Raw genomic sequence first — 18,381 nt, 5'->3', positions numbered from 1 at the left:
GAGATTCATAAGAAAACGTCATCCTTTCTAGTCTAGCTTTTTTAGAAAGAATAACGTTTTTTTACACTTGGGGGTAGTGAAGATTTTTAAGTTGATGGGCATGGGATGCAACACACACTCGGTTTATTTGCTATGAAATGAATGGAGTATGTAAAAAAACGAACTATGACTAAATACTCTAAGAATGTTTGTTAACATGGTGATATCTTCACTATGTTAACAATTTTGATTTTAGCAAAATATTCTGTAAATGTATATTTATTTTTCTTTTTATTAAAAATAATTAGAATTTTTATAATTAATTCTATGATCGATAATTCACATGATCTTTCTAGCAAACTAGTAAGAAGAAGGGTACAATGATAAGAGGTGTATCTGTAAAATAATAATTAATGGAGTTTTGTTTATAATGAAAAAGTTAAAATATCTTTTTGTTTTTGGGATTATACTTGCTGCTGCATTTTTTATAGGAAAAGATAAAATCATGCAAAAGGCGCAAGTTCTACGCTTAGAGTTTCTATCTGAAATGAAAGAAGCAGCTATGATTGAAGATGTTCCGTTTATTAAACAATTACCAGAATTACCTAGAGGGTGTGAAGTGACAAGTTTAGCTATGTTGCTGCAATATAAAGGTGTACAAGTAGATAAGATGCAACTTGCTAGCGAAATTCATCGTGTTCCATTTGAACAAAATGGTTTGCATGGAAACCCTTACGAGGGATTTGTGGGAAATATTTATACAAAGGCAGAGCCTGGGTATGGTGTATACAATAAACCAATCTTTGATTTAGCAGAAAAATATGTTCCTGAAAAAGTAATTAATTTAACAGGTAGAGACATGCAAGATATATATAAAGTAATTAGTTCTGGCTCTCCGGTATGGGTCATTATTAATACGACGTTTAAGCCGCTAGCTGAAAGTAGTTTTGAAACATGGAATACGAGTTCAGGCGAAGTGAAAATTACATATTATGAGCATAGTGCAGTAGTAATTGGATATGATCAAAACTTTGTATATGTAAATGATCCTCTTAAAAATAATCCACGTTTGGCTGTTCCGCGAGCAGAATTTGAGAAAGCTTGGGAGCAAATGGGAAAACAAGCAATTACTATTTTATAATAATGAAAAAGTCATCTTTGGGATGGCTTTTTCTTTTTGGTTTATTAACACTGAAAATTCAGAAGATTCTTTTAAAAATTAACAATTCACGTTATAATAACATTTAACTTGGTGAAGAAGGGGAGAAGAGAAATGGATGTTGCAAAGGAACTTGTTTTGTCAAAAAATCAGTTAGTTGAGTGGAGAAGGCATTTTCATAAGTATCCAGAGTTATCTTTTCAAGAAGAGAAAACATCGCAGTTTGTGTTCGATATACTTCGGAAATTCCCATATTTAGAAGTGTCACGGCCGACTAAATATAGTGTGATGGCAAAGTTAGTAGGTAAACATCCGGGCAAAACAGTTGCGATTCGAGCCGATATGGATGCTCTTCCTATTCATGAAGAAAATGAGTTTGATTTTATTTCTACATATAAAGGTGTAATGCATGCATGTGGTCATGATGGACATATAGCGATATTACTTGGGGTTGTACATAAGTTGGTAGAAGAAAGAGAGAAGATTCAAGGGGAGATTCGTTTTCTATTCCAACATGCTGAAGAGAATTTTCCTGGTGGTGCAGAGGAGATGGTTGCTGCAGGTGTAATGGAAGGTGTGGATTATATTATTGGTGCTCACCTTTGGGCGTCGTTAGAGGTTGGGAAAATAGGTGTTATTTATGGTCCTGCAATGGCTGCACCGGATGTTTTTAAAATTAAGATAGAGGGAAAAGGTGGACATGCTGGAATCCCTCATGAAACGATGGATAGTATTGCAATCGGAACACAAGTCGTTTCGCAACTTCAGCAAATTGTATCTCGCCTCACGAATCCATTAGATTCTCTCGTAATATCTGTTACGCAATTTCATGCTGGGACAACTCATAATGTAATACCAGAGCAAGCCGAGATTGAAGGGACAGTAAGAAGTTTAAGACATGAATTACGAGGTGAAACAGAGAAGAAGATTGAGCGGATTGTGAAGCATATTACGGAATCTTACGGAGCGAAATATACATTTTCATATGAATATGGATATCGACCAGTTGTAAATGATTATGAAGCTACAGAGCTTATTGAACAAACGGCATTACAACTTTATGGAAGGGATAGGGTTGTTCGTTTACAGCCGACGATGGCTGGAGAAGATTTTTCAGCGTTTTTACAAAAGGCACCGGGGACATTCTTTTTTATCGGAGCGGGAAATAAAGAGAAAGGTATTATATATCCTCACCATCACCCTCGTTTTACGATTGACGAAGATGCATTACCGATTGGAGTGGAAGTCTTTGTATCAGCCATTATGAACTTTATAAGTAAAGGAGAATGAGATGAAGAAAATACACATTCTAGCGCTTATCCCAGTTCTTTGTTTAGTAGTTGGGCCAATATTTGCGAATTCAGTTACTCCTTACGTATTAGGGATGCCATTTTTATTATTTTGGGTATTATTATCAGTGTTTATTACATCTTTTTGTATGTGGCTTGTGTACGTGTTTGATCCTGCTAATAAGGAGGATGTAAAATGACTGCATTACTTATCATTATTTTATTTTTGTTTCTCGCACTATTTTTAGGGATTCGGGCACAACATGGAAAAGATATGAATTTAGAACAATGGTCAGTTGGAGGAAGAGGATTTGGCACTATTTTTGTTTTTCTCCTTATGGCAGGTGAAATTTATACGACGTTTACATTTTTAGGGGGAAGCGGCTGGGCGTATAGTAAAGGAGCACCTACCTTTTATATTTTGGGATATGGTGCTTTAGCTTATCTTTTATCGTATTTTTTATTGCCACCCATTTGGAAGTATGCGAAAGAGCATAACCTTGTTTCACAGTCGGATTTTTTTGCGAAGAAATATAGAAGTAAAGCGCTTGGACTTATTGTTTCGATTGTTGGTGTTGTTTCCATCATCCCATATCTTGTTTTACAGTTAAAAGGACTGGGAATTATCGTTTCAGAAGCTTCTTACGGAAGGGTGTCACCTGTTGTTGCAGTATGGATCGGTGCTATTGTTATAACTATATATGTAATGGTTTCAGGTATACATGGTTCGGCTTGGACGGCTGCTTTGAAGGATATTATGATACTGTTTATCGTTATGTTTTTAGGTATATATTTGCCGTATCATTATTATGGAGGATTTCAGCCGATGTTTGAGGCTGTAGAGGCAGCGAAACCGGGATTTTTATCTTTACCTGAAGAAGGAATGAGTATTTCTTGGTTTGTTTCTACTATTATATTAACGGCCCTCGGTTTTTATATGTGGCCTCATACATTTGCTTCTGCTTTTTCTGCAAAAAATGAAAAAGTATTTCGTAAAAATGCAGCAATTATGCCATTGTATTCTTTAGTTTTACTTTTCGTATTTTTTGCAGGATTTGCTGCTATATTGCAAGTTCCTGGGTTAAAGGGAGCGGATGTAGATCTTTCGTTATTCCGTCTTGCTTTACAAACTTTTGATCCTTGGTTTATTGGAATTATTGGTAGTGCGGGAGTATTAACGGCATTGGTTCCAGGGTCTATGCTTGTTATGGCGGCTTCTACACTGTTAGCAAAAAATATTTACCGAACGATAGTCCCGTCTGCTTCAGATAGACAAGTTGCTAAGATGGCAAAATTATTTGTGCCTGTAGTAACGCTCGTGGCAGTTTTATTTACATTTAAGGGAGGAGAAACAATAGGAGCACTTCTATTAATGGGATACAGTATCGTTACGCAACTTTTCCCTGCACTTGTATGTAGCTTGTTTCCACGTCAAATTATTACGAAGCAAGGGGCGATTGCAGGAATGGGAGTTGGGCTATTAGTGGTCGCATATATTACCTTATCTGGTTCAACTATAGCCACGATGTTTCCGAGTTTCCCGCAGTATATAAAAGATTTGAATGTAGGTATAGTCGCATTGTTAATTAATATAATTGTGATGTTTGTAGTTAGTGGATTTACAAAAGGTGTATTTATAAAGAAAAACACTATAATAGTAGAAAAGTAATTCGTTTATCCTGCATTAACGGGCAGTAAGACCCCCACCTCAAAATTCAGCGGAAGCAAAGAAGTTAGGTGGGGATTAAACTGTCCGTAAAAGCCCGATTGGTGAGGGTTGATTAAAGTTTTACTTTATTAGAGCTATCTTTGAAAAGAGATAGCTCTTTTTTTGTATATATTTCCTTCTATTAGCGGAATCTAACTAAAAACTTGTTGAAAAGGAAGCTAGGTGGGGAAATTGTTAGAGCTTGAAGGTAACTTATTTGAAGTTATGAAAGAAATTAGGGATGAGTTAGGTTCACCTAATGATTTAACAATTAGAGAAGTTGCTCTTGCTGGGAGTTTTACACGTTGTGCGGTTGTGTTTTTATGTGGATTGACAGATAAGGATAATGTTTATAAATATGTCATTCGCACACTGCAATACGAAGAAATTATAAATGAGGAAGCTGTTGTTCAAACGTTATTGGATCGTTTTATTTCTATCGCAGAAGTGGGTGTAAAGACGAAGTTTCCAGATATTATGAATGCGATATTAGCGGGAGATACAGTTATATTAATTGATAATATTCAAACCGCTATCGTTATTAATAGTAGGGCCTGGGAGAAGCGAAGTTTAGAACCACCAGTGACAGAAGATTTAATACGCGGACCGAGAGTTGGATTAAATGAAGATATTAATGTGAATAAAATGTTAATCCGACGCAGTTTACGCGATCCAAAGTTGAGGTTCCAATCTTATATTATGGGGAAGCGATCGCAGAAAGAAGTAACCCTAGTATATATAGAGGATATTATTAATCCTCACATTGTAAAAGAGTTAGATCGCCGTCTTCAATCAATAGTGACAGATGTCGTTTTGGAAACAGGTACGATTGAACAATTAATTCAGGATAATAATTTATCCCCATTTCCACAGTTTTTGAATACAGAGAGGCCTGATAATATTATAGCCTCATTAGCGAAAGGGAAGGCGGCCATTTTAGTAGACGGATCCCCGTTTGCTCTTATTGCACCACTTGTGTTTGTTGATATTTTTCAATCTGTAGAAGATCATTACGAGCGCTGGGTGATTGGAACGTTATTAAGATTTTTACGTATGGGTTCAGGTATAATTGCGGTTTTGTTACCAGCTATGTATGTAGCACTTGTATCTTATCATCAAGGACTTATTCCTTCTAAACTGGCTTATTCAATTGCAGGTGCGAGGGAAGGTGTTCCATTTCCAGCATATATTGAAACGTTAATGATGGCCTTGACTATGGAATTAATACGAGAAGCTGGAATCCGATTGCCGAAACCGATGGGACAAACGATAGGGATTGTAGGAGGTCTTGTAATTGGAGAAGCTGCGGTAAATGCAGGGATTGTAAATCCGTTTTTAGTTATTATTATTGCAGTTACTGCGATTGCTACGTTTTCGCTTCCTGTATATAGTATTACGATTACGTTCCGAATTTTACTTTTCGTCTTTGTATTAGCTGCAACGGCTTTTGGGTTGTATGGGATCATTCTAGCTCTGATCGCACTTGCTATTCATATTACAAATTTAACAAGTGTTGGTATACCGTATACAACTCCAATTGCTCCTGCATTTTATAAAGATTGGAAAGAAGAATTTATTCGCATGCCAAAATCGATGTTGAAAGATAGACCAGAGTACTTACAAACAAAAGATTCTACAATACGTCCAAAGGAGCGAAAATAAGTGAAACCATTTGAGTATGGCGATGAAGAGATTGGATCTCGTGAAATTGGGTTTGCGGTATCATCGACCATTATTGGTATAGGGGCATTGTCTATGCCAAGAGATATCGCTAACCAAACTTTATTTTCGGACGGTTGGATTATCTTGCTTTTGGGTGGATTGATCTGCGCAGTTTTAGGCTGGTTTGTGACGAGAGTGGCTATCTTATTTCCAAAACAAAATTTTGTTCAATATACGAGTGCGCATTTGACGAAGCCTGTTGCATACACAATTAGTAGTATTTTAGTATTAACGTTTGCTGCTTTGACAGCATATGAATCGCGAATGATTTCAGTTATTTCTCAAACGTATTTATTTAGTGATACACCAATACAACTACTGTCTTTCTTCTTCTTATTAGTTGTTATTTATGGAATAGCAGGATCAAGAGCAGCCTTATTAAGGTTAAATGTTTTATTCTTACCTATTGTTTTAATTGCGATAGTACTTCTTTCTTTATTGAATATAAATTTAATGGAAATAAATAATTTACTACCAGCTTTTCAAACGAAAGTAAGTCAATATGCTGTTGGAGTTAAAAATTCTATTTTTACGTTTATTGGATTTGAAGTAGCGTTATTTTATGCGGTTTTGCTGAATGATAAGACAGCGAAAAAAGCGCCAATGGCAGTCGCGAAAGCGGTGATGGTAAACGTGCTGTCATACATTTTAATTTATGTAACTTGTATTAGTGTTTTTACTTATATGACAACACGTGGATTGACATATCCAACAATTGAATTAGGGAAAGAAATTGAAATTGGTGGAGGATTTTTAGAAAGGTTTGATGCGATTTTTTTTACGACTTGGATTATTACTATTTATAACACTACAGCAATGTATTATGACGTCGCATCTTTATTGTTTTGTGCTATGTTTCCGAAAGTGAAGAAACAAATTTTTATTTTCGTAAGTGCCCCTATTATTTTTATGGTGAATATGATACCTAGTAGTTTGAATACTTTATCAAGTTATGGGACTTATTTAGCTTGGATAGATATGGGGTTTGTTTTGTTAGCTCCTTTGCTCGTTTTGATTGTATATAAAATAAAAAGAAGGAATGGTGGAAATGAAACACCTTCTTAAAATTATAATGGTTATGGCTTTAACTGGATTTATGAGTGGGTGTTCTGAGTTAGAAGAGATAGAAGAAAGAGGATTTGTAGTAGGAGCGGCTTACGATATTGTGAAGGAGAAGAAAGCGAATCCAATTATGAAAGGGACCTATCAGATGGTACTCCCCAGTAAATTGTCTCAACAGGGTGGACAAGGGGGTGGGGATAGCGAAAATTATATTAATGTTAGTGCAAAAGCAGATAGTGTATTTGAACAAATAAGAATAATCGCCAAAAAAATTAGTCGTACATTATTTTTCCCTCATATACAGGTGATTATTTTCTCTGAAGAATTACTTTCACATCCATACATTTTACAAAATACGTTAGATGTATATATTCGCGATCATGAGATGAGAAGAAATATTCGTTTGTTCGTTTCTAATAAAAATGCCGAAGCTATTTTAAAACAAAGTGCCAAGCCTGAAAATTTACCGGCGCAGTATATTGATATGTTAGCTGAACACCCTCCGAAAAATGCCCAAATGATTGAGGCTGCAAGAATTGGTGAGGTGCAGGAAAAGATGATCTCTAACCGAAGTTTTGTATTACCTATTCTGGAACTAACAAAACAAGGAGTACAAATGAACGGTGCAGCATTGTTTCGTGGAAAGGATAATAAGTGTGTAGGCAATTTGAGTGGGGAAGAAACAGTAGGGATGAATTATATAATAGGTAAAAAAATTGGAGGTTTTTTTACCATCCGTAAAAAGAATCAACTTATTACATATGAAATTCATAAGTTACGTCGAAAAATTAAAGTATCCACAACGAATGCTACAAAACCGAAATTTAATATTCATTTATTTCTGGAAGGTACAATAGCTGAGTTGCACTTTAGTGATCATAAAAAGGTTTTGAATGAAAAGAGTTTAGAGAAGGATATATCGGAAGAAATGGAGGAGCGTATTCAAAAATCGATTAAGCTTGTTCAAAAAAAATATAAGGTAGATGTATTAGAGTTAGGGGAAGTGTATAAGCGACATAATTATAAAGAATGGACAAAAATAAGTAAGAATTGGGATCAAGGCGAAAATTACTTTAGTAATGCTGAAATTACTGTTCATGTTCATCCAACAATTGAACATTCAGGTTCAGCTTTACCGAAAAGAGTGAAATAAGGTGATGAAAGTTGTTTACTGGATTAGGAATTAGTTGCACGATATTAATGGCAGTTCTTCCAGGAACTATATATTTTATTCATAAAAAACTCACAACGTATGGAGCACAGCCGTGGAATACTGATGTGCAAAAAAAGAAACCTGAATAATTTCAGGTTTCTTTCGTGCAAAGCATATGTGAAGGGGGATACCTTCTATGTATGCTTTGCTTTATACAAGCCCTAACCAATGTACCAATTGTGTAGAGAGGAATGTAACAACAATGGCGATAACGGTAGGGATTGCAAACGATAAGAATGTCCATTTTGCACTTTTTGTTTCTTTGTATATGTTAACTAGTGTTGTTCCGCACGGGAAATGAAGAAGTGAGAACAACATTGTGTTTAACGCTGTTAACCAAGTCCAACCATTTTCTAGGAATAGATTTTTAATTTGATTAAAATCATCTATTTCAGTTAAGGCCCCAGTTGATAAGTAAGACATTAATAAAATTGGGATTACAATTTCATTAGCGGGTAGTCCAAGAATGAATGCAGCTAGAATAAAGCCGTCAAGTCCTAACATTTTAGCAAATGGATCTAGGAAGTTTACAAAATACATAAGTAAGCTTGTGTCACCAATAAAAATGTTAGCAAGTAACCAAGTTAATGCAGCCGCAGGGGCAGCAACAACTATAGCTCGTTTTAAAACATAGATTGATTTATCGAGTGTTGCGCGAACAATTGTATTCCAAACTTTTGGCTTGCGGTACGGAGGTAACTCAAGTGTGTAGTGAGTTGGAACCCCTTTTAAGGCTGTTTTTGATAGTACCCAAGAAACAGTTAATGTCATAATAACACCAATTACAACCATTCCGACTACAACGCCAGCAGTAACCAATGTTTGCATACTGCCTGTATAACCAGCAGCCATAAATAGTGAAGCCATTAAAATTAACATAGGCCAGCGACCGTTACAAGGAACGAAGTTGTTCGTTAAAATTGCTAGCATACGTTCACGTGGTGATTCAATGATACGTGTTGACATAATGGCTGCTGCATTACAACCAAATCCCATTGCCATTGTTAAAGATTGTTTCCCGTGTGCGCCGGATCGTTTGAATAAGCGGTCCATATTAAACGCGACACGTGGTAAGTATCCGTAGTTTTCTAATAGCGCGAACATAGGGAAAAAGATTGCCATAGGTGGTAACATAACGCTAATAACAGCACCGATACCACGGAACAAACCAAGTATTAAAATGCCATGTAACCATTCAGGTGCATGCGCAGCTTGGAACCAAGATGTTAAATATCCTTCGGCCCATCCGAAGAATTCGGCAATCATATCAGATGGTACGTTAGCGCCTGCAATTGTAAGATAAAAAATAATAGATAAAATACCGAGCATAATTGGGAATCCCCAGATTGGAGATGTGAAAATTTTATCTAGTTTTTCGGAACGATATAATTTATCAGTATTTGTATATTGGACGGATTCTTTACATATGCTTGCAGATGTTCGGTAAATATCTCCGACTATATCATCTCGTATATCTTCTTTTGAAAGTGTTTGTGCATGTTGAATAATATAGTCTAATGGAAGAGCTTTACTGGCTGAGTGAGATTCCATTAATTACGACCTCCCTTACAAGTGGTTCATTATGGTGTTTTTGAAGTGTAGTTAAGAAATTTTTATCTCCATCTAATATACGTAACGCAATCCAACGTGCTGGATACGTATCACCGAACACTTTATAAATTTGTGGTTCTAATTCCTGAATCATATTTTCGATTTTTTCGCTGTAAGTAATTTTAATTGGTGCTGGAATTAGTTTTTTATTTGCTACTTTTGCAATAACATTTAGCAAATGACCAATACCTACTCGGTTACGTGCTGAAATTTTAACGACAGGCACACCAAGTGATTTTGCTAATTTCTTTTCATCAATAAGGATGCCTTTTTTCTGGGCTTCATCAATTAAGTTAATGCAAATGACTACATTATTTGTCATCTCCATCACCTGGAGTGCTAAATTTAAATTTCTTTCCATAGCAGTTGCGTCTATAACAACTACAGTTACTTCTGGTTTTTCAAATATAATATAATCCCTCGCTACTTCTTCGTCTGCGGAATTTGAGTATAGTGAGTAAGTTCCCGGTAAATCTATTAATGTATAATTACTTCCGTTATGTTCATATTCTCCTTCAGCTTTTAAAACAGTTTTTCCCGTCCAGTTTCCAGTATGTTGTTTTAAGCCTGTTAAAGTATTAAATAATGTACTTTTCCCTGTATTCGGGTTACCAGCTAAAGCGATACGATGTTTGCTCATCTGAAATCATCTCCTATTAATACCCCGAAAATAAGGGAGCTTTCTTCTTTGCGCAGTGCAATAGTTGTGTTGCTCACTTGATAAGCGACCGGATCTCCAAGTGGACTGCGTTGCAATACTTTAATCGTCGCCCCCGGGATAAATCCCAAATCTAATAAGCGTCGTTTCATAGTTCCTTCTAATTGTATCTTCTCAATTTGTACAAACTCTCCTATTTTAAATTCGGAAAGTGGTTTTATATTAGCCGATACCATAAAAGTTACCTCATCTCTATATTTTTAGTTTGAGTTTAAAAAGTTTCCTAAGGTAAACTTTTTGTTAGTAATATAGTAGACTACATTGGATTATGTTGTCAATTAGTACTTTAAAAATATTCATTTATTTTTAGAATTGTTCCAATTTATTTAGTTGTACTAAAAAATATTACTGAAATTATTTTTAATGTGCATAAATTAGGTGTGTAAAAATTACAAAATACAGCGGAATTGTAAATGTAACTTTAACGAAAAGGGAAAAAGAGAGAAAAACATTTACATTGAATTTACATTGTTAAGAATATATTTACATTGCAGCGTAGTTAGTGTGGTTTTTGTTGGGTTATTTAATTATAAATGTTGGGATTTCTAGCTTTTAAAGATTATTATCGTCATTTACTTAAAATTAAAAATTGCTTAACACTCACATAATATTGTTGTCCTACAATGAATTTGTGTTCGAAAGAAAATGAATTCGAAAAGTGATAATCCAAATGGGGGTACAAGACATGGTTATGAAAAAAGGTATTAAATTTTCTTTAGCAGCTTTAGTGGTAGCAGGAGCATTAGTTGGTTGTGGGAAAGCAGAAGATACAACTAGTAAAGACACTGCTAAAGGAAGCGATAATACAAAACAAGAATTATCAGGTACGATTGCAGCGGCTGGTTCTACAGCTCTTCTACCTCTTGCGGAGGAAGCTGGAAAGAAATTCATGGAGAAAAATTCAAAAGTTTCTATTCAAGTTCAAGGTGGCGGTAGTGGAACTGGGATTAACCAAGTAGCATCTGGTGCAGTACAAATTGGTAATTCAGATGTTCCATCCGGAGATAAAATAAAAGATGCTGAAAAGGCGAAAGAATTAGTAGATAACAAGGTAGCGGGTATTGCATTCGCTCTTGTCGTAAATAAAGATGTAAAAGTTGATAACTTAACAATGCAACAAGTACAAGATATCTTCACTGGAAAAGTAACAAATTGGAAAGAAGTTGGCGGAAAAGATGAAAAAATCAATGTGATTAATCGTCCAGCTTCATCTGGTACACGTGCTACATTTGAAAAAACGATTATGAAAGACGCGAAAATTAATGATGGAACTGGTACAACACAAGATTCTAACGGTGCAGTAGAGCAAGCGATTAACTCTACTCCTGGTTCGGTGAGCTATTTAGCAATGTCTTACATGGTGGGCGAGAAAAAAGGCGCACTACAAACAGTGAAAATTGATGGTGCTGAACCGAAAGTTGAAAACATCGCGTCTGGTAAATATCCATTCTGGTCTTACGAATATATGGTAACAAAAGGTGAAGCGAAGGAAGCGACGAAAGCTTACATCGATTATGTAAAAGGTAAAGATTTTGAAAAGCAAGTAGAAGATATGGGCTACATTCCAATGTCTAAATTAAATAAGTAATAAAATTTTATGGGGCTGGCTGCAAGGCCAGTCCTGTTCATTTCAATCTGTGAAGTGGGGTCTGTCCTGTGATGAAGGGGAAAAAACAAATTAATTACGTGAAAAGTGAATATATAGGAAGATCACTTGTTACGTTTTGTGGTATTTTTATAGTTTTAATTACATTAGCTATTATTGCGTTTATTTGTGGGAAAGGTATTCAATCTTTTACACAAAGTGGTATCTCATTTACTGAGATGTTAACATCGACAAAATGGAATCCAAATGCTGATCAAGGATCCTTCGGGGCTTTAATTTTCATTGTAGGTTCAACGGTGGTTTCGTTAGGTGCGGTTATTATTAGTGCACCAATTGCTATAGCTCTTGCTATATTCATGAATTTAATTTCGCCAAAGTTTGGAAATAAAGTATTGAAGCCTGTTCTAGAATTGTTAGTTGGTATTCCTTCGGTTGTATACGGATTATTAGGGGTTACGATTTTAGTACCGCTATTACGTGATTCGTTTGGGGGAGTAGGCTTTAGTTTAATTGCAGGTATTGTTGTATTAAGTATTATGATTTTACCTACTATTGCTAGTATCGCTTCTGATGCAATACGTTCTGTTCCATTTGATTATTTAGAAGCTTCTTATGGTCTAGGATCAACGAAATGGCAAGCGATTAGCCGAGTGATTGTTCCTGCTGCGAAAAAAGGGATTTTAACAGGTGTTGTTTTAGGCTTAGCGCGTGCTTTCGGTGAAGCGTTAGCGGTTCAAATGGTAATCGGGAATACGATTAAATTACCAGAAGGAATATATAGTCCGACAGCGACGTTAACTGGTATTTTAACAATGGACATGACGAATACATTGAACGGAACTGCTTGGAACAATGCGCTATGGACTTTAGCGATGATTTTACTTGTTATTTCATTCCTGTTTATTTTAGTAATTCGAGCGATTGGGCAAAGAGGTGAGCGATAATAATGAATGCAAGAACGGTAAATAAAGTTTGGACAGGTATCTTTTATGCGGTTGCGGCTTTAGTTGTAGCTTTGCTAGTGTTCTTAGTATTTGAGATTTTACAAAAGGGATGGGGATTTTGGGATCCTAATTTCTTGTTTGGAGAACCAAGCAATACAAGAGCTGGTGGTGGGATTGGTCCGCAGTTATTCAATTCATTCTACATGCTTGTTATAACGCTTATTATATCTATTCCTCTTGGATTAGGTGCTGGAATATATTTAGCAGAGTACGCAAAACAAGGACGTTTTTTAAATTTTGTTCGTCTATGTATAGAGACGATGGCGTCTTTACCTTCTATTGTTGTTGGTTTATTTGGTTTGTTAGTGTTCGTTACAATGACAGGTTGGGGATACACAGTAATGGGTGGTGCTCTTGCTTTAACTATTTTAAATTTACCAGGTTTAACGCGTGTTTGTGAAAATGCGATTTCAGAAGTTCCTCAGAATGTAAAAGAGGCAAGTCTTGGATTAGGTGCAACGAAGTGGCAAACAATCGCTCGTATTATTATCCCATCGTCATTACCACAAATTATTACAGGGATTATTTTAGCGGCGGGTCGTATATTTGGGGAAGCGGCAGCATTAATTTACACAGCGGGTTTAACATCCCCGATTTTAAATTCAGCAGCGGATTTCTCAAGTCCTGCGCATCCTTTAAATCCGTTTAGACCAGCTGAAACATTAGCGGTTCACATTTGGAAATTAAATTCTGAAGGAGTTATTCCAGATGCGAAGTTGATTGCGACAAAATCTGCAGCTGTATTAATTATTATGGTATTACTATTCAATGTTATTTCACGCTTGATAGCATCTATATTACACAAGCGCTTTACAGGAACGAAAAGAAAAAGTAAAACAACGAAAAAGGTAAAAGCGGCATAAATTATAAAGAAGAACTCTCTATTTATAAGTAGGGGGTTCTTTTGTATTTTAATATAGAAGGAATGGATGTAATGATTGTTGAATTTTTGATTAATTATAAAGAAGAACAGATATAATTTAGAGAGGAGTTTTAATTTGTTTTTTCTGCAAATGTCAGGTTTTCCTGGGTCAGGAAAATCGACAGTTTCTAAGTATATAGCGAAATTAACAGGTGCTGTAATTATAGATCATGATGTTTTGAAATCCGCGTTGTTAAAATCATTAAAAGTAAAAGGAATTGAATCAACGATTGTTGGTGGGCTTGCGTATGATGCCGAATGGGTATTGATTGATTCTTATTTAGAACAAGGGCATAGTGTTATATTGGATAGTCCGTGTTTATATGAGGGAATGGTTGAAAAAGGGATTGAACTATCAAATAAACATGGTGTGAAATATAAATATATTGAGTGTTATCTTAATGATATGGAAGAGATTAATAGGAGACTGCAAACACGTAAGCGTATGATCAGTCAAATTGAAAAGGTGGAGTCGGAAGTAGGTTTTAAAAAGTGGTTAAATGGTAGTAAAAGACCTTCAAATAATGAATACCTTATTGTGGATTCTAGTAAACCTATAGAGCGATATGTGGGAAAAATGATGGATTATATGACTAAATAGAGAGAAGGCGTTATCTTCATTTGTGAAGATAACGCCTTTTGTTTTTAAATATCAGGTGTTTCTGTAGAAGTGCTTATTTTCCTACGAGAGCGTCTTTTTCTCCCGATTTTATCTAATAGTTCATACATAACTGGAACGACTACTAATGTAAGAGCAGTTGAGACTGCCAAACCGCCGATGACAACGACGGCTAAACTTTTTGATACCATACTTCCTGCTTGGGATTGGCCAAATAGGAGTGGGAGCATAGCAACGATTGTTGTAATAGCTGTCATAATAATTGGGCGTAGTCTAGTAGAACCTGCTTCAAGTAAGGCTTCTCTAGTTTCCATTCCATGTTCCCGATTTTGTTGGACTCTTTCTATTAATACAATAGCGTTTGTAACAACAATCCCGATTAACATTAATGCGCCGATCAAGGAATTTACATCAACAGGTGTTCGTGAAATGATTAATCCTAAAATACCACCGACAGCAGCTAATGGTAAGGAGAATAGGATTGCAAAAGGAGCACGTGCTTGCCCGAAGGTGATAACCATAATTAAATATACAATCCCGATTGCAATCCCCATAATTTTGAATAAATCTGTAAAATTCTCTTGCATAGATTCAGTAGCTCCTGCGATATTTACTTTTGCACCACCAGGTAAATCTAAGTCAGTCATCGCTTTATTTACTGCTGTGTTTACTTTACTCAAATCTTCATTTGAAGCTTCGGCTGTAATTTGGATTGTTTCTTTTCCGTCTTTATGGAAAATTTCTGTTTGTGTTTGTTTTTCTGAAATAGTTGCGATGTCTTTTAAAGGTATTGGTCCATTAATAGGTGATAGTATGTTTGTATTTAAAATATCTTCTTGTTTATTAATGTTTTCTTTTTTGTGTTCTATCATAATAGTAGCTTTTTCATTATTAATTGTAATTTCGCCAATAGGTGATTTCTTCATAAGGAATGCTACTTGTTGCGCAGCTATTTCTGGTGTTAAACCTAGTTGTTCAGCCTTTGTTTGATCAATATGAATTTGCCATTCTTTCTTAGAATCTTCTAAATTTGTTTTTACTTTAGAAAGATCATCCATGCTTTTTAGTTTTGTTTCAACGATAGTAGCCGCCTCTTTTAAATCCGCTTCGTTAGTAGCTGTTACGTTAAATTGTAAGTTATTGCCGCCGCCAGAGCTTGAATAACTTGTTTTTATATAATCAAGTTCAGCAGGCTCAAAAGTTTTATGTTCCTTTTTTAACTCTTTAATATATTGATCAATATCAGAACCTTTTTTAAAGACTACGAATATACTAGCGAGGTTATTTTTAGTTGTTTGCCCCCATTGTGCATCTTCTGCGCTAGATCCCATTCGTAAAATAACGTCTGTTATATCTGAATTAGAAAGTAATTTCTTTTCAAAATCAAATGCTTTTTGTTTTTGAGATTCAGCATTATAATCGGCTGGAAATGTCATGTTAATAGATAACATTGTGTCGTCTTCAGATTTTATGTTTGCTTTCGGTAGTAATATATAAGCTGCAATTGATCCTACAAATAATAAAAATGCAGTAAGTAGAATAATGAATTTATGAGAAAGAGCCCACTTTAATGTAGCGACATATCGTGATGAAGAACTTGGCTTTCGATGCTTTGTTTTTTTGAGTAGTAAAAAAGCCATAAGTGGAACAACTGTTAGTGCAACGATTAAGGATGATAATATAGAATATACAACTGCTAATACCATAGGTAACATTAATTTTCCGATTGCTCCTGATACGAGGCCGATAGGTAAAAAAACAGCGACCGTTGTTAAAGTAGAAGAAGTAATTGCGACTGCGACTTCTTTCGTTGCATCGAGAATGATATCTTTAGAGAAAGAATCTTTTTGTAAACGGCGGAAAATATTCTCGATGACAACGATACTATCATCGACGAGACGTCCAACCGCAACAGCTAAACCACCGAGGGTTAAAATGTTAAGCGTAATGTTAGATTGATGTAGTAAAAAGAGTGTTAATAAAATGGATAATGGAATACTGACAACAGCGATGAGTGTTGTTCGGAAGTTACGTAAAAAGATTAAGATAATTAGAGTTGCAGCGATTGCTCCAAGTATTACTTCTTTTCCCATGCTAGTAACAGCATTTTCAACTTGTTCATGGGTTGAAGCCAAAAGTTTAATGGAAAATTGATCTTTATATTCCTTATCTATCTCTTTAACTTTTTTATCAATCTCTTTTCCAATGGCAACTGCATTTTTACTCGGTTCTTTCATGATGATTAATCCTGTGCCTTCTTCTCCGTTTATATGTGAGATTGTATCGTAGTGTTGTTTGATTTCAATTTGAGCAATGTCTTGCAATTTCACTTGGGGTGCCACAGTGATGTTTTTAATGTCATTTACATTTTTTATGTCCCCAATGACGCGGAGGTTGTATTCTTCCTGATTAACAGTAATTGCCCCAGCTGGAGTAGAAGTTTCTTTTCCTTGTAAAACAGTTAGTACCTGCTGTGATGTTACGTTTTTGTTTTTTAATTGGTTCGGATCAAGTACGATAGATAATTCAGAGGTGGATTTTCCGAAAAACATAACGTTGGCAACACCATCAATGTTTTCGAGTTGTGGTACGATTTCTTTTTCAATTTGTTTTTCATCTGCTTTTGAAAAACCGTTTTGTTTCTGGATAGTAATTTGGGCGAGTGGAATCATAGAAGTGTTTAATTGACTAACTACGGGCTTGGTTACATCTTTAGGTAATTTAATTGTATTGACGGCTTTTTCGACTTCGCGTGCTGCATCTTTCATGTTTGCTTTTGATGTATACGCAATGTCGATACGTGATAATCCCTCGTATGTAGAAGAAGTAATGGTGTCGACGTGTTCTAAATTGCGAAATTGTTTTTCGAGAGGATCAGTTACATCCTTTGTCATCGTTTCAGCGTCGAGTCCTTGAGATAAGGTTGTGACGGTAATTGCTGGATTGTCGATACTCGGTAAAAATTCCATAGGTAATTTAGAGCCGGAATAAACACCGAGTATGGAAATGAGAAAAATCATGATGATAATGGCAGCTCGGTTTTTTAATGAAAACTTTGTTAACCTATCCATAAAATAATTCCTCCATTGGTTTATTTATAGTTGAGTGCGTCCTTTCTTACTATATAACAAAAAATGGATATTTTTCATTAATTAAATGTAAAAAAATTCTAACAATATCCTTAAGTTTGTATTAGGATTGGAATGTTGTTAATTTGTAGGGGGTAAATTTTTGAATGAGAAGGAAGGGGATAATGCGCGCGAGTGGCTGTTTAATGTAGACGGGATTTTTTCTTAAGTCTAATTTGTATAGTTATTTTATAGAAGGATAATGATTATAAGCTTTAATATAGAAGAGAATAAAAATTTGGGAAGGCATTGTGAAATACAATTTGGTTGAACGGAGTGTATTAGCATACAATTAGAATAACTATTTTCAGTAGTAAGGATAATAGTTATTTCTATAGAAGAAAGTAGGGTAGATAATTTTTTTATATTTTTATAAAAAAAACACTTGTTATTTAAAAAGTGTGATGGTATATTAATAAACGTCGCTGATGCGGAAACGCAGAAAACGACAAAAAAGAAATTTTAAAACTTAGTTGACATCGAAAAATTAAGATGTTAATATGATGAAGTCGCTTCTGAAGCGGCGGACAAGTTCTTTGAAAACTGAACGAAACAAACAACGTGAAACGTCAATTTTTATTTTAGATGCTAGACAAACTAACTTTATTGGAGAGTTTGATCCTGGCTCAGGATGAACGCTG

At 35.3% G+C, this 18,381-nt stretch carries 16 protein-coding genes; 12 read left to right on the top strand and 4 right to left on the bottom strand.

Annotated features, from left to right (window positions below; genetic code table 11):
• Positions 1 to 409: 409 nt before the first annotated feature.
• The 8 genes from MR168_RS26200 to MR168_RS26165 all read left to right on the top strand — a co-directional run bounded on the left by MR168_RS26200 (position 410) and on the right by MR168_RS26165 (position 8,221).
• The gene (locus MR168_RS26200) at positions 410 to 1,120 is read left to right on the top strand and encodes a C39 family peptidase (protein ID WP_086412295.1); all 711 of its coding nucleotides are present in this window, start codon (positions 410 to 412) and stop codon (positions 1,118 to 1,120) included.
• 132 nt (positions 1,121 to 1,252) lie between these two features.
• Positions 1,253 to 2,428: an amidohydrolase gene (locus MR168_RS26195; RefSeq protein ID WP_049107275.1), complete on the top strand. Its 1,176-nt coding sequence runs from the start codon at positions 1,253 to 1,255 to the stop codon at positions 2,426 to 2,428.
• Between the two features lies 1 nt (position 2,429).
• A complete protein-coding gene (locus MR168_RS26190; protein WP_006919289.1) occupies positions 2,430 to 2,627 on the top strand; it encodes a DUF3311 domain-containing protein in 198 nt (65 codons plus the stop codon).
• The gene (locus MR168_RS26185) at positions 2,624 to 4,096 is read left to right on the top strand and encodes a sodium:solute symporter family protein (protein ID WP_000125937.1); all 1,473 of its coding nucleotides are present in this window, start codon (positions 2,624 to 2,626) and stop codon (positions 4,094 to 4,096) included. The genes MR168_RS26190 and MR168_RS26185 overlap by 4 nt, the downstream gene beginning before the upstream one ends.
• Positions 4,097 to 4,318: 222 nt before the next feature.
• Positions 4,319 to 5,797: a spore germination protein GerLA gene (gene gerLA / locus MR168_RS26180; RefSeq protein ID WP_002023287.1), complete on the top strand. Its 1,479-nt coding sequence runs from the start codon at positions 4,319 to 4,321 to the stop codon at positions 5,795 to 5,797.
• Complete coding sequence (gene gerLB, locus MR168_RS26175; protein ID WP_000802009.1) at positions 5,798 to 6,922, top strand: spore germination protein GerLB; 1,125 nt, start codon at positions 5,798 to 5,800, stop codon at positions 6,920 to 6,922.
• Positions 6,906 to 8,072 carry a spore germination protein GerLC gene (gene gerLC, locus MR168_RS26170; RefSeq protein ID WP_000681632.1) on the top strand — a complete coding sequence of 389 codons (1,167 nt, stop codon included), beginning with the start codon at positions 6,906 to 6,908 and terminating at the stop codon, positions 8,070 to 8,072. Before gerLB ends, gerLC begins: the two co-directional genes overlap by 17 nt.
• 11 nt (positions 8,073 to 8,083) lie before the next feature.
• A complete protein-coding gene (locus tag MR168_RS26165) occupies positions 8,084 to 8,221 on the top strand; it encodes a hypothetical protein (protein ID WP_000493997.1) in 138 nt (45 codons plus the stop codon).
• Between the two features lie 61 nt (positions 8,222 to 8,282).
• On the opposite strand, the gene MR168_RS26160 is transcribed toward MR168_RS26165, so the two are convergent.
• The 3 genes from MR168_RS26160 to MR168_RS26150 are packed head-to-tail and all read right to left on the bottom strand — an operon-like array spanning position 8,283 to position 10,637.
• A complete protein-coding gene (locus MR168_RS26160; RefSeq protein ID WP_000443602.1) occupies positions 8,283 to 9,683 on the bottom strand; it encodes a nucleoside recognition domain-containing protein in 1,401 nt (466 codons plus the stop codon).
• Positions 9,661 to 10,383 (bottom strand): FeoB small GTPase domain-containing protein, encoded by a 723-nt coding sequence (locus MR168_RS26155; protein WP_000033871.1) that lies wholly within the window; start codon positions 10,381 to 10,383, stop codon positions 9,661 to 9,663. The genes MR168_RS26160 and MR168_RS26155 overlap by 23 nt, the downstream gene beginning before the upstream one ends.
• A complete protein-coding gene (locus MR168_RS26150; RefSeq protein WP_000252982.1) occupies positions 10,380 to 10,637 on the bottom strand; it encodes a FeoA family protein in 258 nt (85 codons plus the stop codon). Before MR168_RS26150 ends, MR168_RS26155 begins: the two co-directional genes overlap by 4 nt.
• A 509-nt stretch (positions 10,638 to 11,146) precedes the next feature.
• On the opposite strand from MR168_RS26150, the gene MR168_RS26145 reads away from it, so the two are divergent.
• The 4 genes from MR168_RS26145 to MR168_RS26130 all read left to right on the top strand — a co-directional run bounded on the left by MR168_RS26145 (position 11,147) and on the right by MR168_RS26130 (position 14,594).
• On the top strand, positions 11,147 to 12,049 hold the full coding sequence (locus MR168_RS26145) for a phosphate ABC transporter substrate-binding protein PstS family protein (protein ID WP_000245108.1): 903 nt from the start codon (positions 11,147 to 11,149) through the stop codon (positions 12,047 to 12,049).
• Between the two features lie 71 nt (positions 12,050 to 12,120).
• Positions 12,121 to 13,011: a phosphate ABC transporter permease subunit PstC gene (gene pstC / locus MR168_RS26140; RefSeq protein WP_000676676.1), complete on the top strand. Its 891-nt coding sequence runs from the start codon at positions 12,121 to 12,123 to the stop codon at positions 13,009 to 13,011.
• A gap of 2 nt (positions 13,012 to 13,013) precedes the next feature.
• Positions 13,014 to 13,934: a phosphate ABC transporter permease PstA gene (gene pstA / locus MR168_RS26135; RefSeq protein ID WP_000994141.1), complete on the top strand. Its 921-nt coding sequence runs from the start codon at positions 13,014 to 13,016 to the stop codon at positions 13,932 to 13,934.
• Positions 13,935 to 14,069: 135 nt separating this feature from the next.
• Complete coding sequence (locus MR168_RS26130; protein WP_086412294.1) at positions 14,070 to 14,594, top strand: P-loop nucleotide/nucleoside kinase family protein; 525 nt, start codon at positions 14,070 to 14,072, stop codon at positions 14,592 to 14,594.
• Between the two features lie 44 nt (positions 14,595 to 14,638).
• On the opposite strand, the gene MR168_RS26125 is transcribed toward MR168_RS26130, so the two are convergent.
• Positions 14,639 to 17,683 (bottom strand): efflux RND transporter permease subunit, encoded by a 3,045-nt coding sequence (locus tag MR168_RS26125; RefSeq protein WP_086412293.1) that lies wholly within the window; start codon positions 17,681 to 17,683, stop codon positions 14,639 to 14,641.
• Positions 17,684 to 18,381: the final 698 nt, after the last annotated feature.

Source organism: Bacillus cereus group sp. BfR-BA-01356, assembly GCF_022663635.1.
GTDB classification, from domain to species: Bacteria; Bacillota; Bacilli; order Bacillales; family Bacillaceae_G; genus Bacillus_A; species Bacillus_A cereus.
This window is presented reverse-complemented; position numbering and strand designations above follow the sequence as displayed.

Coding starts and splice junctions, on each gene's coding strand:
- MR168_RS26200 (WP_086412295.1), top strand. CDS start 410: ATGAAAAAGTTAAAATATCTTTTTGTTTTTGGGATTATACTTGCTGCT.
- MR168_RS26195 (WP_049107275.1), top strand. CDS start 1,253: ATGGATGTTGCAAAGGAACTTGTTTTGTCAAAAAATCAGTTAGTTGAG.
- MR168_RS26190 (WP_006919289.1), top strand. CDS start 2,430: ATGAAGAAAATACACATTCTAGCGCTTATCCCAGTTCTTTGTTTAGTA.
- MR168_RS26185 (WP_000125937.1), top strand. CDS start 2,624: ATGACTGCATTACTTATCATTATTTTATTTTTGTTTCTCGCACTATTT.
- gerLC (WP_000681632.1), top strand. CDS start 6,906: ATGAAACACCTTCTTAAAATTATAATGGTTATGGCTTTAACTGGATTT.
- MR168_RS26160 (WP_000443602.1), bottom strand. CDS start 9,683: ATGGAATCTCACTCAGCCAGTAAAGCTCTTCCATTAGACTATATTATT.
- MR168_RS26155 (WP_000033871.1), bottom strand. CDS start 10,383: ATGAGCAAACATCGTATCGCTTTAGCTGGTAACCCGAATACAGGGAAA.
- MR168_RS26150 (WP_000252982.1), bottom strand. CDS start 10,637: ATGGTATCGGCTAATATAAAACCACTTTCCGAATTTAAAATAGGAGAG.
- MR168_RS26145 (WP_000245108.1), top strand. CDS start 11,147: ATGGTTATGAAAAAAGGTATTAAATTTTCTTTAGCAGCTTTAGTGGTA.
- pstC (WP_000676676.1), top strand. CDS start 12,121: ATGAAGGGGAAAAAACAAATTAATTACGTGAAAAGTGAATATATAGGA.
- pstA (WP_000994141.1), top strand. CDS start 13,014: ATGAATGCAAGAACGGTAAATAAAGTTTGGACAGGTATCTTTTATGCG.
- MR168_RS26125 (WP_086412293.1), bottom strand. CDS start 17,683: ATGGATAGGTTAACAAAGTTTTCATTAAAAAACCGAGCTGCCATTATC.